General features: G+C 53.5%; 15 protein-coding genes. 9 read left to right on the plus strand and 6 right to left on the minus strand.

The features are described 5' to 3' along the window. Nucleotides 1–317: 317 nt before the first annotated feature. The 4 genes from F822_RS11880 to cysK all read right to left on the minus strand — a co-directional run bounded on the left by F822_RS11880 (nucleotide 318) and on the right by cysK (nucleotide 5,282). Nucleotides 318–1,733, minus strand: coding sequence for a dihydrolipoyl dehydrogenase (locus F822_RS11880; RefSeq protein ID WP_025041062.1), 1,416 nt, complete (start codon nucleotides 1,731–1,733; stop codon nucleotides 318–320). Nucleotides 1,734–2,048: 315 nt separating this feature from the next. Further along, nucleotides 2,049–2,804 (minus strand): tetratricopeptide repeat protein, encoded by a 756-nt coding sequence (locus F822_RS11885; protein ID WP_025041061.1) that lies wholly within the window; start codon nucleotides 2,802–2,804, stop codon nucleotides 2,049–2,051. A gap of 310 nt (nucleotides 2,805–3,114) precedes the next feature. Next, on the minus strand, nucleotides 3,115–4,065 hold the full coding sequence (epsC, locus tag F822_RS11895) for a serine O-acetyltransferase EpsC (RefSeq protein WP_051536692.1): 951 nt from the start codon (nucleotides 4,063–4,065) through the stop codon (nucleotides 3,115–3,117). Nucleotides 4,066–4,286: 221 nt separating this feature from the next. Then, nucleotides 4,287–5,282: a cysteine synthase A gene (cysK, locus tag F822_RS11900; RefSeq protein WP_025041058.1), complete on the minus strand. Its 996-nt coding sequence runs from the start codon at nucleotides 5,280–5,282 to the stop codon at nucleotides 4,287–4,289. A gap of 579 nt (nucleotides 5,283–5,861) precedes the next feature. On the opposite strand from cysK, the gene aroA reads away from it, so the two are divergent. The 7 genes from aroA to F822_RS11935 all read left to right on the plus strand — a co-directional run bounded on the left by aroA (nucleotide 5,862) and on the right by F822_RS11935 (nucleotide 12,451). Beyond that, on the plus strand, nucleotides 5,862–7,175 hold the full coding sequence (gene aroA / locus F822_RS15420) for a 3-phosphoshikimate 1-carboxyvinyltransferase (RefSeq protein WP_025041057.1): 1,314 nt from the start codon (nucleotides 5,862–5,864) through the stop codon (nucleotides 7,173–7,175). Between the two features lie 39 nt (nucleotides 7,176–7,214). Beyond that, on the plus strand, nucleotides 7,215–7,901 hold the full coding sequence (gene cmk / locus F822_RS15425) for a (d)CMP kinase (protein WP_025041056.1): 687 nt from the start codon (nucleotides 7,215–7,217) through the stop codon (nucleotides 7,899–7,901). A 391-nt stretch (nucleotides 7,902–8,292) separates the two neighbouring features. Next, nucleotides 8,293–10,008: a 30S ribosomal protein S1 gene (gene rpsA, locus F822_RS11915; RefSeq protein WP_025041055.1), complete on the plus strand. Its 1,716-nt coding sequence runs from the start codon at nucleotides 8,293–8,295 to the stop codon at nucleotides 10,006–10,008. A 9-nt stretch (nucleotides 10,009–10,017) separates the two neighbouring features. Then, nucleotides 10,018–10,302, plus strand: a complete 285-nt coding sequence (locus F822_RS11920) for an integration host factor subunit beta (RefSeq protein ID WP_036575864.1) — start codon at nucleotides 10,018–10,020, stop codon at nucleotides 10,300–10,302. Between the two features lie 165 nt (nucleotides 10,303–10,467). Then, entirely contained in the window at nucleotides 10,468–10,725 is a 258-nt protein-coding gene (locus F822_RS11925) for a LapA family protein (protein ID WP_025041054.1), read from the plus strand. Nucleotides 10,726–10,897: 172 nt separating this feature from the next. Next, nucleotides 10,898–11,614: an orotidine-5'-phosphate decarboxylase gene (pyrF, locus tag F822_RS11930; RefSeq protein WP_025041053.1), complete on the plus strand. Its 717-nt coding sequence runs from the start codon at nucleotides 10,898–10,900 to the stop codon at nucleotides 11,612–11,614. A 249-nt stretch (nucleotides 11,615–11,863) separates the two neighbouring features. Further along, complete coding sequence (locus F822_RS11935) at nucleotides 11,864–12,451, plus strand: CBS domain-containing protein (RefSeq protein WP_025041052.1); 588 nt, start codon at nucleotides 11,864–11,866, stop codon at nucleotides 12,449–12,451. Between the two features lie 129 nt (nucleotides 12,452–12,580). On the opposite strand, the gene F822_RS11940 is transcribed toward F822_RS11935, so the two are convergent. Further along, nucleotides 12,581–12,940 (minus strand): dihydroneopterin aldolase, encoded by a 360-nt coding sequence (locus F822_RS11940; protein WP_025041051.1) that lies wholly within the window; start codon nucleotides 12,938–12,940, stop codon nucleotides 12,581–12,583. Between the two features lie 663 nt (nucleotides 12,941–13,603). Between F822_RS11940 and plsY the strand changes: the two genes are divergently transcribed. Then, nucleotides 13,604–14,200 carry a glycerol-3-phosphate 1-O-acyltransferase PlsY gene (gene plsY / locus F822_RS11945; protein WP_025041049.1) on the plus strand — a complete coding sequence of 199 codons (597 nt, stop codon included), beginning with the start codon at nucleotides 13,604–13,606 and terminating at the stop codon, nucleotides 14,198–14,200. Here plsY and tsaD read toward each other — a convergent pair whose 3' ends face one another. After that, on the minus strand, nucleotides 14,201–15,244 hold the full coding sequence (gene tsaD, locus F822_RS11950; RefSeq protein WP_025041048.1) for a tRNA (adenosine(37)-N6)-threonylcarbamoyltransferase complex transferase subunit TsaD: 1,044 nt from the start codon (nucleotides 15,242–15,244) through the stop codon (nucleotides 14,201–14,203). Between the two features lie 150 nt (nucleotides 15,245–15,394). Between tsaD and rpsU the strand changes: the two genes are divergently transcribed. Next, nucleotides 15,395–15,607 carry a 30S ribosomal protein S21 gene (gene rpsU / locus F822_RS11955; RefSeq protein ID WP_004179462.1) on the plus strand — a complete coding sequence of 71 codons (213 nt, stop codon included), beginning with the start codon at nucleotides 15,395–15,397 and terminating at the stop codon, nucleotides 15,605–15,607. Nucleotides 15,608–15,656 lie beyond the last annotated feature (49 nt).

The following is a 15,656-nucleotide window of genomic DNA, read 5'->3' on the forward strand; positions in this document are numbered from 1 at the left end:
GTTCTCGATACCCATGCCAGTACAAATATGCCAGGATTCACCCCTGTTGTCCGCTTGCGTTGCTACTCGCTGACTCGCAGGTCGTTAATGCTTGTGATTGGGTTTGGCAGCATGGGCACTAAAATGTTCAAGTATTTCACACATAAACATGAAACGGAGTCGCCACCTCGGTTGATTTTCGTCCCTTTGCTTATGTACTGCTTCAGGCGTGTCGTGCCGTATATGGGCCCTGCTATATGTGCTGTGAATGCCTTTTCTCATTGAAGGAGCGGCGCAAACCGGCCATGTTTGACCAAACAGAATCAATCAAGAGCCTCTTAATCAAGCGCCTCGCAATCGAATGCATCACAGTTGGCAAGATCGGATTTGCCGCAAGCGGGAACTTGTGCCGATAGCTGGCGCAAAGCGCTACGCAGGCCTTCTTCCAGAGTGGGGTGATAAAACGGCAAGCGCAGCATATCATGCACCGTGAGTGAACGCTCGATAGCCAGCGCCACCAAATGTGCCATATGCTCCCCGGCAGGGGCGCACATTTCAGCGCCGAGCAGCCGACCGCTTTCCGGTTCGGCATAAAGACGCAGGATGCCCTTGTTGCGCTGACCTACCCTGGCGCGACCCTGGTGTTTAAAACACGCTTCTCCCGTCAGTATTTTATTGGCGTCGAGTGGATTGAAGCGCCTGCCTATCATTGCGATATTAGGATCGGTAAAGACTATCGCGAGCGGGACGCGACGCTTGAAATACATCGGGTCGCGACGGGTCGCATTGATTCCGGCGATATGTCCCTCATCCGCCGCCTCATGCAGAAGAGGTATCCGGTCATTGATGTCGCCGGCCATGAAAACCGGCAGATCGGCTATTTGCATAGTATGAGGATCAACTGGAGGCAGTCCGTGCTCATCGAGTTCGATACCCAACGTTTCCAGCCCAAGGTTGTCGATATTTGGCCGCCGGCCCAGGCTAACGAGAACACTGTCGACCACAGCCTCCTTACTTCCGGCACGGACTTGCATACCACCGTTGGACGCATGCAGATCAGCCTTTTGCCCCAGATGAACAGGGAATTCCTGTTGCAGAAGTTCTGTCGCGACGGCATTGACGTTGGGGTCACTCAATCCCGCAATGGCAGTTTTCTGGTCAAACGCCACTATGTTCACGCCTAGCCGCGAAAGTGCCTGGGCCATTTCCACACCGACCGGGCCCAGGCCTATCACTGCCATGCGGGAAGGCAGCGTTTGCTGTTCGAATAAGGTATCCGTAGTGAGCAATTGCCTTCCGAAAGCATGCCATGGCTCAGGCACGACCGGGCGTGAGCCGGTAGCGATGATAATACTGCGTGCGCGGAGCTCGCGCCCGTTTACTTCCAGCCTTCCTGCTCCAAGCAAACGCGCGCGACCGGAAATCGCGCGCTCGCCCAGTGCTTCGGTGGTCTTCAGCGTGCTGGCAACAAAATCATCGCGCAGCCGGCGTACATGCCGCAGCGCAGCGGGAATATCGAGTGTGAGAGAACCTGCTCCCCGAATACCAAATTCCTCAAACGTGTTACGAGCGTGAAAGGCATTCGCTGCCTCGATCAGCGCTTTGGAAGGCATGCAACCAACGCGGGCACAGACCGTTCCCCATGGTCCATCGTTGATGAGGATGAAATTGGAGGTTTGCTTCTTCACTTCATTCAATGCAGCCAAACCCCCCGTACCGGCCCCGATAATGACGACGTCGTATGATTCATTCATGATGACTTCTCCTGCAATATAACGGTATTGAACCTAAGTGGCTGGCAAGGTGGGCGAGCAGAAACATGAACGTGTAACTGGCTAAACGTTATCTCAGTCGGCTGCCTGAGATAACTTGTAACTTCAGATAACTTCAGGTAAGTGACGACAAATGCAGCAGTGCGAACCGAAAGGTTCGCTGAACCAGTAAGCCAACGCTGTTTTCGCGGACACAATCGCTGCCGGTTCCGGGAATGCTGTATCGCCCGGTGTTGTGCGCGCGTCGTGTAAGGTAAAGGCGATCTTGCAGGGACGCCTGGTCTTTAATATATCGGGCTACGTTCCTGGCTCCGCCTGGTTAGGTTTTTTGCCGGTTGTTTTGGGTTTTGGCCTTGCGGCGAGCCAATCGCGTGAGGTTTTTTGCGCTTGCGCAAGTTGTTTGGGGCTAAGAGAGCGCATGATTTCGTCCCGAGCCGCTACAGCTTGCTGAACCCCGGCGGCAGCGGCAAGATTCAGCCATACGTAGCTCTGTACCTGGTCGACAGCAAGACCATATCCAGTGCGGTAGATGAGGCCCAGCTCATACTGTGCAAGTCCGTAGCCTTGTTCTGCTGCCAGTTTAAGCCATTTCGCCGCTTCGGCGAAATCCTGAAGGGCGCCATTTCCAGTCAAATATAACAGGCCCAGCTTATATTGCGCATCGCTATCCCCCTTCTCCGCACTCTCTTGATACAACCGCACCGCAAAATAATGATCATCCGTTGGCCCTGGTGCCGAAGGAGAGGCTGGCCCTGTGTTACGCGTCGCTGCTGTTCCGGCAGGCTGTTTGACGCCGGTGGTCGCCGCATTCAAGTGTTCTTCATGATCGCGTCCGGGATTGCCATTACCGGGAATTGCGGGTTTCTCCTGCTCGATTTCAGATATGGGTCCGACGTAATAATCAGCCATGTTTTGTTCTATGATAAGCCAGACCAACGCAATCAGTAGCGCGGCCACGGTTAGTGTCGATCCCGTTACAAGATAAGCATGGGGGTTTCGCACCCAAAAGCGCTCTCTGCAATCGCGGCAGCGCACAGGGCGGAGGAACAGCATGGACAATGTCCGTTCCCCGGGTCGGGCACGAGAGCCATGCGTTTTTTTACTTCCGCACTTAATGCATTTCGGGTACATGGTATTTAGTATTGTGCTGTTCTACTAAAAAAGTGGGCGTTCCTGTATCTCGCGGAGTCTAAGTAGCGGCTGACCGAACGTCAATCCAGGCAGGAATGCCAAGGCACATCTCAGCGCAATCAACTTCCTGATGAGTTCGGTTGGCTGCGCATTCAGGCTACCCAGCCCCAACCTGATCCAGCGGATCGGGATGATTTCAGTATCGATGTCGATATGGATATGGTTTACCCGCTTAAATGCCGGCGCCACCGTCATATACCTCATTACGTATCTGCGCTTGCGAGATAACACTGCCGGGCGGAATGCTGCGCGTAAGCCAGACGTTACCGCCAATGGTCGAGCCGCGCCCGATGGTGATACGGCCAAGAATGGTGGCGCCAGCGTAAATAATTACATCATCCTCGACAATAGGATGCCGAATATTCCCTTTTACTAGCGCACCATGCTCATCCGTGGGGAAGCGTTTGGCGCCCAGCGTTACGGCTTGATACAGGCGCACGTGTTCGCCAATGATAGCGGTTTCGCCAATGACTACGCCGGTGCCGTGATCGATGAAAAAACTGCCTCCAATCTTCGCCCCTGGATGGATCTCGATACCGGTGGCGGAATGGGCAATTTCCGAAATCATGCGTGCAATCAGCGGCGCGCCCAGGCAGTGCAGTTCATGCGCGAGGCGATAATGCGTTATGGCCGTGATGCCCGGATAACAGACCAGTACCTCGTCGAGGCTGCGGGCAGCCGGATCACCCTCGTACGCTGCCTGAATGTCGCTTTCCAGCAACGTTCGTACATGGGGTAATTGCCGGGCGAATGCCTGGGTGATGGCCGCAGCCTGTTCTCGATCCGAATCGCTTGTGGTTTCCAGGCCGGAAGTAAAGCGCAGTTCACGGCGCACTTGAACCAACAGTTCGCGGAGTGTGACATCCAAGGTGTGTCCGACGTAATAATCGACGCTCTCATTGGTGAGTTCGGGTAAGCCCAGGCGGTTCGGAAACAACACTGCACTCAGCCCATCCGCGATCCCGACCAGTATCTTGCGGGAGGGCAGTTTAGGCGGCCTGTCGCGCCTTTGCCGGTTTTCCAGTGATTTCACACGCAAGGCGCGCAGCTCGGCCACAACCTTGTCGATTTCCAAACCTGTCCCTCTCGATGATGAGTATCCTGTTTTTCCTGATTTTGCCATCATCCTAAATCCGGTAGTTGGACGGGGTGAAGTGTACGGTTTTTGGGGTGCAGGGCAAGGCGCAACGACGCGGAATGGTCGTTCCATTCCAAGAAGTTGCAACGCAGCCATGTGCCGCAAAAACTGTGCAATTCTCCCCGTAGCGCCCTCACCCGGAAGGTGAGCGTCAAATAATATGAAATATTGTTATTAATCATGACACTGATCTATCAAATGAGCGGTCAACTACCGGATTTAGGATTATGCACCGAACCCTGACCATCGAGCGCATCCTCGAAGAGAATGGAACTCAAGTAACGTTCTCCCGAATCGGGAAGGATGACCACAATGGTTTTGCCTGCGTTTTCCAGACGCTTCGCATAACGTATCGCCACCGCCACAGCCGCTCCGCATGAAATTCCGGAAATAATGCCTTCTTCGCGTGCGAGGCGGCGGGCATAGCGCAACGCATCTTCATTGCTGACCTGCTCGATATCGTCCACCAGCGCCAGGTCCAAATTTTCCGGAACGAAACCGGCACCAATTCCAGGGATTTTGTGCGGTCCGGGTTTCAGCGGTTCACCCGCGCGCAATTGGGTCAATACCGGGCTGGCGGATGGTTCAACGGCAACTGAAATGATCGTTTTCCCCTTTGTGTTTTTGATGTAGCGCGAAACGCCGGTTATAGTACCGCCTGTACCCACGCCGGAAACAAAAATATCAATGGCGCCCTCGGTATCGTTCCAGATTTCCGGCCCGGTAGTGCGTTCATGGATGGCCGGGTTGGCCGGGTTGTTGAATTGCTGAAGCAGTACATACCGGCCAGGATCGGAAGCAACGATTTCCTCGGCTTTCAACACGGCGCCTTTCATTCCCCGCGCCCCTTCCGTCAATACCAGTTTTGCCCCATATGCGCCCAGCAGTTTACGCCGCTCCAGGCTCATGGTTTCCGGCATGGTCAAGGTCAGCGGTATGCCGCGGGAGGCTGCAACCGACGCCAGTGCGATGCCGGTGTTGCCGCTGGTCGGTTCCACCAGTTCTTTTCCTGCAAGGAGCAGTCCGCGCTCTTCCGCGTCCTCGATCATCGCCGTGCCAATACGGCATTTTACGGAATAAGCGGGGTTACGCCCCTCGATCTTTGCCAGCACCGTTGCGGGAGCGCCATCGGTAATGCGGTTGAGCCGGACCAACGGGGTATGTCCCATGGACAGCGAGTTATCCTTGAACCAACGCGGCATGCTTGCGACTTCCTTCAGTATGGGTTCCGGGCAAGCCTGTTCACGAATATGACGCCCGTGAGATGGACATGTTTGGAAGACAGAACTTAAATTGTTTCAACCCACCCAATCCATTCGAGATGGGCTTTCTTGCAACCGTGGGTGAGGCGCATCCAGGCGTTGCGCGTTCATCAGAACGGCAGGTTTAATGTTTATTCAAGACGTATTGATTATAATACTTGGTTTATCGCAGGGTTTACGCGGTCTTCTCTATAATATCTCGCTGAAATCATTGAGTTATTTTAACATGAGTATAAGCGTCGGAGTAACCATTTGACTGAGGTCAATCGTGGAACGCAGGCGACGTCCCGCTCTTCAGGTACTACTTTGATGCTTGTAGTCTGCTCCGGAAACGAGACCGCTTATTCAAGCCGGGCGTCCAACATTTGCAAGTATTGTAAACCAGGAACGATGCCGCTTCTTGATACTGACACTGACACTGCATTGAATCTCAAAGACAGGGCAGGGCGATTGCCCGAGTCTTCATGCAACTCCTATTCATATCGGCAAAGATGATCCCAATGATCCATAAGGCACGGCGTGAGTTTTATTGATCTCCCGGCCGTCAAGACTGCTCAGGGCACGGTGCGCCTGCCTGGCTCCAAAAGTATTTCCAACCGCATTCTATTGCTTGCTGCATTGGCCGACGGCGCGACAGTTATACGTGACCTGCTTGTTTCCGACGATACGGCGCGAATGCTGGAAGCACTTGAGGCGCTGGGTGTGCCCATCGCCCTGATCAATGAAAATTGTTATCGGGTGCAAGGTATAGGCGGAAAGTTGCCTCTCCGTTTCCCCATCAGTGAAGCGAGTTTATTCCTGGGTAATGCAGGCACGGCTTTCCGTCCTTTGACCGCCGTGCTGGCGCTGGCTCAGGGATATTACAAATTATCGGGTGTACCGCGCATGCATGAACGCCCTATCGGCGATCTGGTGAGCGCGTTACGCCAGTGGGGGGCGGATATAACCTATTTGGGCAATGAAGGTTTTCCGCCGCTTCAAATCAAGCCCGGGCGGATCCACGGAGAGGAAATTACGGTGAGGGGCGATGTATCCAGCCAGTTCCTGACAGGTCTGCTGATGGCTTTGCCCTTATCCGCAATGCGTTTCAATCATACGTCGACGATAACGGTGGTGGGAGAATTGATCTCGCGGCCTTATATCGAGTTGACCATAGCGCTGATGGCCCGTTTCGGCGTGCAGGTGGAGCGTGAGGAATGGCACCGCTTCACTATGCGCTCAGGCCAACGCTACCTCAGCCCGGGCGAGATATTTGTCGAGGGCGATGCATCCTCCGCTTCGTATTTCCTCGCCGCCGGCGCCATCGGTGCCGGTCCGGTGCGAGTAGAGGGTATCGGTCATGGCAGCCTTCAGGGAGATGTCCGTTTTGCTGAAGTGCTGGAAGAAATGGGAGCACGCATCAGCGTGGGCAATAACTGGATCGAGGCAAGCGCTCCTGCGTCTGGTGGTCTGCGGGCCGTTGATCTCGACTGCAACCATATTCCGGACGCCGCCATGACGCTTGCAGTGGCGGCGTTGTTCGCCGTTGGTACCACCACGCTCAGGAATATCGCCAGTTGGCGGGTGAAAGAAACCGATCGCCTCGCGGCAATGGCAAAGGAATTGCGCAAGTTGGGGGCGGTGGTGGAGGAGGGCGCGAATTTTCTGCGTATCACTCCGCCAACCGATAGACTCACCAAGGATGCAGCGATTGATACGTATGACGACCACCGGATGGCCATGTGCTTTTCGCTGGCGTCTTTTGGCGCGCCTGTGCGTATCAACGAACCCGATTGCGTCGCCAAGACTTTTCCCGGCTATTTTGAAAAGTTCGCGGCCATCGTCAGTCCCTGACCGGCAGAATCCGGGTAAATTTTATCGAGGCGGTTTTTCATGAATACGAATATTAATGACGTTCCCGTAATCGCCATTGATGGCCCTTCCGCTTCCGGCAAAGGCACCGTTGCACAACGGGTGGCGGCAAAACTGGGGTTTCACTATCTCGACAGTGGTGCGCTCTACCGGTTGGTAGCGCTGGCAACGATGCGTGCGGGGGTCGACCTGGGCGATGAAAGAACAATAAGCGATGTTGCCGCAAGCCTGGATGTCGTCTTTAAGGATGAAGAAATCCGGTTGGGCAATGAAAACGTCACCGATGCGATCCGCACGGAAGCGTGCGGTAACTCGGCTTCCAGAATAGCCGCTTATCCGCTGGTCAGAGCCGCGCTATTAGCGCGGCAACGCGCATTTTGCCAGCTTCCCGGCCTGGTGGCGGACGGCCGCGATATGGGGTCGGTCGTTTTTCCCGAAGCCGTTCTCAAAATATTTCTCACGGCAAGTGCTGAAACGCGAGCCCAACGGCGCCATAAGCAGTTGATGGAAAAAGGGATAGGTGCTAATATTGCCACCCTTTTGCAGGATATACGAGACCGCGATGCCCGCGACAGCAATCGGAGCGTGGCGCCATTGCAACTGGGTACGGATACAACGTTGCTGGATACGACTTCCCTCGACATAACACAAGCCGTGGATAGCGTACTAAAGCAATATATTGAAATCTGTGCACAAGATCGCAGGTGAAAAACTGAAGTCAGCTTCGCCTCTCGATGCACTTGTATCAGGTGGCCGCAGTCGCAGCGAGCGAGCCAGGAAAAAGAATAGAAAGAAGAAGAATGCAGGCGCCATAAACGCTACAGTATGATAATAGCACGTTCGACTAATACGTGTTATGGATAAAACTTTGCTTTTATGGCAAAGATTCAGGTCTCGGCGCATGAAAAATAGTTGAAATATGGAAATAGGGTTGTCCAGGCAATGGATCAAGTAGTCAAGTAGTTAAGGAGTATGGCTGGTGCTGTCTGATCGCACTTTTTCCGGGCAAAAGGAGCGTGCGGTCTGATCGGGCACTTATTATTAACTTTTAACCCCGTCGATTTTCTTTGACGGGATTCCAAACCAGGTATCTTCCACAATGATTATTGCTTCCCCCGCTATAGATTCTTCCGAAAGTTTTGCGGCGTTATTTGAAGAAAGTCTTTCCCGCCAGGAAATGCGTGTCGGTGAAGTCATCACCGCCCAGGTTGTTCGTGTTGATTACAACATTGTGGTTGTAAACGCCGGACTGAAATCGGAAAGCTTCATTCCTGTCGAAGAATTCAAGAATGATAAGGGCGAAATCGAGGTCAAGGCCGGCGATTTCGTGAGTGTCGCCATCGAGGCGCTCGAAGACGGCTACGGCGAAACCCGTTTATCGCGCGACAAGGCCAAACGGCTCACGGCCTGGCATGACCTGGAGGCTGCGATGGAAAGCGGCGCCATCGTCTCCGGCATCGTAAGCGGCAAGGTCAAGGGTGGTCTGACTGCCATGATCAACGGCATACGCGCTTTTCTTCCTGGTTCGCTGGTGGATATCCGTCCGGTCAAGGATACGACTCCATACGAAAACAAGGAGATGGAATTCAAGGTCATCAAGCTTGATCGCAAGCGCAATAATGTGGTTGTATCGCGTCGCGCGGTTCTGGAAGAAAGCCAGGGTGCGGATCGCCAGACCTTGCTTGCGAATTTGACGGAAGGTGCGATAGTCAAGGGTATTGTCAAGAACATAACGGACTATGGCGCATTCGTGGACCTGGGTGGTATAGACGGACTGTTGCACATCACGGATCTTGCATGGCGACGTGTGAAGCATCCTTCCGAAGTAATCAGCGTCGGTGATGAAGTCACCGCCAAAGTGCTTAAATTCGATCAGGAAAAGAATCGCGTATCGCTGGGCATGAAGCAATTGAGCGAAGACCCATGGGTAGGTCTCTCCCGGCGTTATCCGCCGCATACCCGCCTGTTCGGAAAAGTCAGCAATCTGACCGATTATGGCGCGTTTGTTGAAATTGAGCAGGGTATCGAAGGGCTCGTGCATGTCTCTGAAATGGATTGGACCAACAAAAACGTGTACCCCTCCAAAGTGGTGCAGTTGGGCGACGAAGTGGAAGTGATGATCCTGGAAATCGATGAGGAACGGCGGCGTATCTCGCTCGGCATGAAGCAATGCAAGGTCAATCCGTGGGATGACTTTGCCATGAACCATCAAAAAGGCGACAAAGTGCGCGGGCAAATCAAGTCCATCACTGATTTCGGCGTTTTCATCGGATTGCAGGGCGGGATAGACGGATTGGTGCATCTTTCCGATCTCTCATGGAGCCAGCCGGGTGAAGAAGCAGTTCGCAATTATAAGAAAGGCGACGAAGTTGAAGCCATGGTGTTATCCATCGATGTCGAGCGTGAACGGATTTCGCTGGGTATCAAGCAGTTGGAAGGCGACCCGTTCAACAGCTTTGTCTCGATAAACGACAAGAATAGCCTCGTCAAAGGCACAGTCAAGTCGATTGATGCCAAGGGTGCGGTAATTGCGCTGGAGAATGATGTCGAAGGCTACCTGCGTGCATCCGAAGTGTCGCGCGACAGGGTCGAGGACATCCGCTCGCACCTGAAGGAAGGCGATACGGTCGAGGCAATGATAATCAACGTCGATCGCAAGAATCGCGGCATTAATCTTTCCATCAAGGCCAAGGATATCGCAGAGGAATCCGACGCCATGCACAAGGTTACGGTGGATAGTGCTGCAAGCGCGGGAACCACCAGTTTGGGCGCGTTGCTTAAAGCCAAGATGGATGTTAAAAATACTGAACAATAAAGGGTGTCCATGACAAAGTCTGAACTGATCTCGAGGCTTGCAGCCCGTTATCCGCAGTTGGGCGCGAAGGATGCCGAGCTTGCAGTCAAGGTGATACTTGATGCGATGGCCAAGAGTTTAGCGCAGGGACAGCGTATTGAAATTCGTGGATTCGGCAGCTTCGATCTCAACTACCGGCCGCCGCGTGTCGGGCGTAATCCGAAATCCGGAGAGAAGGTCAAGGTGCCGGAAAAGTATGTTCCCCATTTCAAGGCGGGGAAGGAAATGCGTGAGCGGGTCGATAACAAAACCTGAAAAATCGTATTGGATGGGTAGGTATAATGACGGCAGGGTCGAAGGACCATGCCGTTTTTTTAACTTATGTGAAGCGATTCAATTGATGCAATACGAAGAAATTGAGGTTCGAGGTATTTGACGGTTCATGCTGTTAACGATGTCTGGCCCCGGGGAAAAGGAATCATGCGTTACCTGAGATGGTTCTTGCGCATCGCGCTGTTTCTGCTGCTGCTTGGCTTTACCGTGAGAAATGTCGAAACGGTAACGCTACATTATTATTTCGGTTATGAATGGCACGCGCCGCTGGTACTGATAATATTATTGTTTTTCGCCCTCGGCGTAGCGATTGGCATCGGGTCCTGCCTCGGCAAGATATTCAGCCAAAGGCGGGAAATTTCGATATACAGAAAAAAATATCCTTCGCTGGATGAACAGCGATAAGAAAGCGCCAATCCGTCCTGCCCATCCAGGCAGAGCGGGAATGGGTCAACGTGCATTATGCGCACCATCAAAGACTCGCGAAGCTACGATATTTATCGAAAGCCCGTCTATCCAATATGAACTGAGCAGTTGTAAGTGCTTCCGCCAAATTCATTGAGAACGCACTGATCGTATGAACGACCCAAGAATCATTATTGCCCTGGATTTTCCTGACGCAAAACAGGCATTGGACCTGACGGCCAAGCTTGACCCTGCATCATGCAGGGTCAAAGTGGGAAAGGAGCTTTTTACCGCCGCGGGCCCGCAATTGGTCGAGAAATTGATGGATAACGGATTTGAGGTTTTCCTCGATTTGAAATTTCACGATATTCCCAGCACTGTGGCGGGTGCATGCAAGGCCGCAGCAGGGTTGGGCGTTTGGATGATGAATATCCATGCGCTTGGGGGGAGAAAAATGCTCACGGCAGCCCGGGAAGCCGTGCCGGTGGGAAATACCAGGCTCATCGCCGTCACCCTCCTCACCAGCATGGGGTCGGAGGATATGAACGAGATTGGCCTGAAAGGCGACCCTCAGGATGTAGTCCAGCGACTGGCCTTGCTGGCGCGCGACTGCGGACTGGATGGGGTGGTGGCATCGGCGCTGGAGGCGCCCATGCTCAGGAAAATGATGGGCGAGAGCTTTTGCCTCGTCACACCGGGAATACGTCCGGCCGACGTTTCTCAGGGAGACCAGAAGCGGGTAACTTCTCCGTGCCAAGCAATTGAAAATGGCGCGGATTACCTCGTCATTGGCAGACCGGTCACACAGGCAGAAGACCCGGTAGGAATGCTGCGGCGACTGAACGAGGAAATCGGTGAATTGAAGGATGGGCAGGGGTTATCTGCTTGAAATTCCGCAATAACCCTGCGGTTGGTTAAATTTGAAATGCCCTGGTTCCTGCCAGAACTTCCGTTTCCCCGATCGTTTCCAATTATCACTCCCAAGTAAGAGCGTCCTCGGTTTGGTGGCGATGATATATATGCTGCTTACCGAATTGACCCGCCGTCTCGTTGCGCGTAGAGTTCAAATACGGGAAGGCTTGCATTGTATTTTCAGATTTCAAGCGCATCCCATCCACCACTACTGGAGGATAATGCCATGTCCGAATATCACCCTCTCCCTGCACAGCGTCTGGCGGGCGCTATCCGGGTCGTCCGTCCCATTCCGCCTAAATTTGTCACGCTGATGTCGCCCGCTCTTGATGTGATGACCGACCTGCGTACTGTCGAGGCGGGTACAACCGAACCCAATGAAACGATGGAACGCGCAAATACACACATGATGGAGCGAGGTATACGTTCACTGCTGGTGCTGAACCAGGATCAGATTCTGGTGGGCATGATTACCGCGGCCGATATTCTCGGTGAAAAGCCGCTTCGCTTCATTCAGGAGCGGCACATGAAGCATAATGAGATTCTGGTCGCTGATATCATGACACCGCTCGATCATCTGGAAGCTATTCCGATCGAACAGGTTCAGCATGGCAAAGTCGCAAATGTCGTCGCCAGCTTGCGCAATGCCGGGCGGCAGCATTCTTTAGTCATAGAGAGCGATCACGAGGGCAATCTCGAGGTGTGCGGTATTTTTTCGTTGACGCAGATCGAGAAGCAACTTGGCGCCGCAATTCTGCCGATAGAGGTGGCGAGGACTTTTACTGAAATTGAAGAAGCATTGATCACAAGTTAGCATGTGGGTGTGCTGCGGGGCGAGCGATAGGCGCCATTCAACTACTCTCGGGGCGTAATTACCCGGCATGCGAGCCATCCAGGCTTGTATTAGCTGACTGAACGTACCTAACCTGAAGCATTCGTGTTCCTACGCGAGCTTCGATCCTCTTTCGATGCATATTCCCACTTTTTTCACGCCGCGTATCGCGCTGAGTTTCGCAACGCTGACTTTTATCCAGGGTGATTTGAATTCGGTCAAGACGATTTGCGCGATATGCTCAGCCAAGGCTTCCAGCAGAGAAAAATGCTTCTGTGAAAGGGTTTCATTGATGCGCTGGACAATAAAGGCATAATCCAGCGCATCCTCGATATTATCAGTTTGGCAAGCTCGGCTTGTCACCAGTCCGATCTCCAAATCGAGTTGGATGGTTTGTGCAGTGTTGAGCTCCCATGGATAGATCCCAATCAAGGTTTTGATCTTGAGCTCATTCAAAAAAATAATGTCCATATATGAAGTCTCTGAATAAATCCCCGGGTTTTCCGGAGGGGCGCGACAGCGGTGCAGCAGCATGACAAGACCAGATTCCCCCAGGAAAAGGTCCAGCTATAACCGTCGCCGCGCCCTTGGAACCGCCCAGATTCTACCAGTTCAGTCGTCGATTAAATCCTGGAGTCTTTATTAAACCTAAATCCGGTAGTTGACCGCTCATTTAATAGATCAGTGTCGTGATTAATAACAATATTTCATATTATTTAACGCTCACCTTCCGGGCGAGGGCGCTACGGGGCGAATTGCACAGTTTTTGGGGCACATGGCTGCGTTGCAACTTCTTGGAATGGAACGGCGCCCCGAAGCGTCGCCCGAGGGGCCCCGCGAAGCGGGGATCGGGCAGCGCAGGGGATGCCGCGATTGCGCTCCGCACGCAAAGGGGCGCCAGCATCCCGCTTCGGGGTCGCACCTTCCTGCGGAAGGCACTGCTCCGCCCTGCGCGGTCGCATTCCGCGTCGTTGCGCCTTGCCCTGCACCCCAAAAACCGTACACTTTACCCCGTCCAACTACCGGATTTAGGTTAAAAGCTCCAGCAGAAACAAAGGCGCGTATGGACGAAGTTATTTTCACGTAGAATCACGGGAATTTTTTTCTTCCCTCTGCAACGATGTCGCTAATTAAATGATGCTGATGGCCCTTGTCCTGCTGGCCTATTTGCTGGGATCCATTTCCTTTGGGGTGCTGGCAGCTCGGCTCTTCCACTTGCCCGACCCTCGTACATACGGCTCAAAAAATCCAGGGGCCACGAATGTGCTGCGCAGTGGAAAGAAAGCGGCCGCCGTGTTCACGCTGCTGGGGGATGTCGGCAAAGGCTGGCTGTCGGTCGTCTTGGCGCAATGTTTTGCGCTCGGTGAGGAAGCGATTGCCGTAGTGGCGCTGGCAGTGTTTCTGGGCCATTTATTCCCGATATTCCTGCGTTTCAAAGGCGGGAAAGGGGTAGCGACGGCACTGGGCGTATTATTGGGGTTTAACCCCTGGATAGGGCTGCTGGCAATCGCGACCTGGATCATCGTTGCTGCGATCTGGCGCTTCTCATCGCTAGCAGCCTTAGCCGCGGCGGGGTTCGCGCCAATTTTCGCCGTGTTTTTTTTTGGTTTTGAAGCCCGTACCGTTGTCGTTTTTATCATGTCCGTATTGCTTGTCTGGCGGCATAAATCAAATATCGCCAGCTTGATTGCGGGTGGTGAACCACGGATCGGCAAGCACAGCGCCTCATGATTATCCCTCCGCGGCATCCTGCATCTCCAGATCCCATCGGGCTTTTATCGTAAACGTATTATCCGGCTTTTTATTCCACGTTTCTGATGCCTGTAATCGCATCGCTCCGGCAAATGCGATCATGGCGCCATTGTCCGTACAAAATTCGAGTTCGGGAAAAAAAACAGTGGCGCCCATTTTTTCGGCTTCCCGGCAGAGATTGCTCCGCAGTTGACGGTTTGCCCCCACTCCGCCTGCAACCACCAGTTGAGTAAGACCAGTTCTTGAAAGTGCCGCCAGCGATTTTTCCGTCAGGACGTCAACGACGGCTTCCTGAAAAGCAGAGGCAAGGGCACCTCGGATTTGCTGGGTCAGGGGTTGTTTTCTGGCCAGGGTCAATACTGCTGTCTTGAGCCCGCTGAAGCTGAAATTGAGATCGCCGCTGCGGAGCATGGGGCGGGGAAGCTTGAATTGATTTGGTTGGCCTGACCGAAAAAATTCGTCAGCAAGTTTCGATAGCGCCGGACCGCCGGGATAGCTCAGCCCTAGCAGCTTGGCGGTCTTGTCGAAAGCTTCTCCCGCTGCATCATCCACGGTTTCACCGAGCAATTTATATAGCCCGAGGCCGCTCACTTCCATTAGCTGGGTATGGCCGCCCGATACGAGCAGCGCCACGAATGGAAAAGCCGGCGCGGGATCGGATAGCAGCGGAGAAAGGAGATGCCCCTCGAGGTGATGGATGCCCAGTACGGGAATTTCCAGTGCGAAACCCAGGGCGGCTGCGATACTCGCCCCTACCAGTAGCGCTCCCGCCAGTCCCGGTCCTTGAGTATAGGCGATGGCGTCGAGGGCTTTTAGGTCGAGCCCGGCCGCCGCGCACGTTTGCCTGACGAGAGGCAATACCCGCCGGATGTGGTCGCGGGAGGCAAGTTCCGGCACCACGCCGCCATACTCCCCGTGCATTTCCGTCTGGGAATGAAGCGCGTGGCTCAACAGCCCCTGCTGAGTGTGATAAAGCGCGACCCCGGTTTCGTCGCAGGATGTTTCAATGCCAAGTATGAGCAATGGAATATGGGAGAAATTACTCTTTCACGACAGCATTTGGCACTTGTTATATAATAGTGCGCTGTCTATAGTTAGATCAACCATACGATACTGTTTACCCCGCCCCTCTTTGTCAGTCATTCAACATTTCTAGAAAGGAACCAAATCTTCATGACCACTATTAAAGTCAAGGAAAACGAGCCGTTTGAAGTTGCCATGCGACGTTTCAAGCGTACCATAGAAAAAACCGGTCTGCTCACCGAGTTGCGTGCCCGGGAATTCTACGAAAAACCGACGGCTGAACGCAAGCGCAAGTTGGCCGCGGCAGTTAAGCGCACTTACAAACGTCTGCGCAGCCAATTGCTTCCCCCGAAACTTTATTAGTCAAAGTCACTCCAAAAAACGAGTGAAACTTCCATAATAATAAGCGCTG

Origin of the sequence: Nitrosospira briensis C-128, assembly GCF_000619905.2 — a bacterium.
GTDB lineage: Bacteria > Pseudomonadota > Gammaproteobacteria > Burkholderiales > Nitrosomonadaceae > Nitrosospira > Nitrosospira briensis.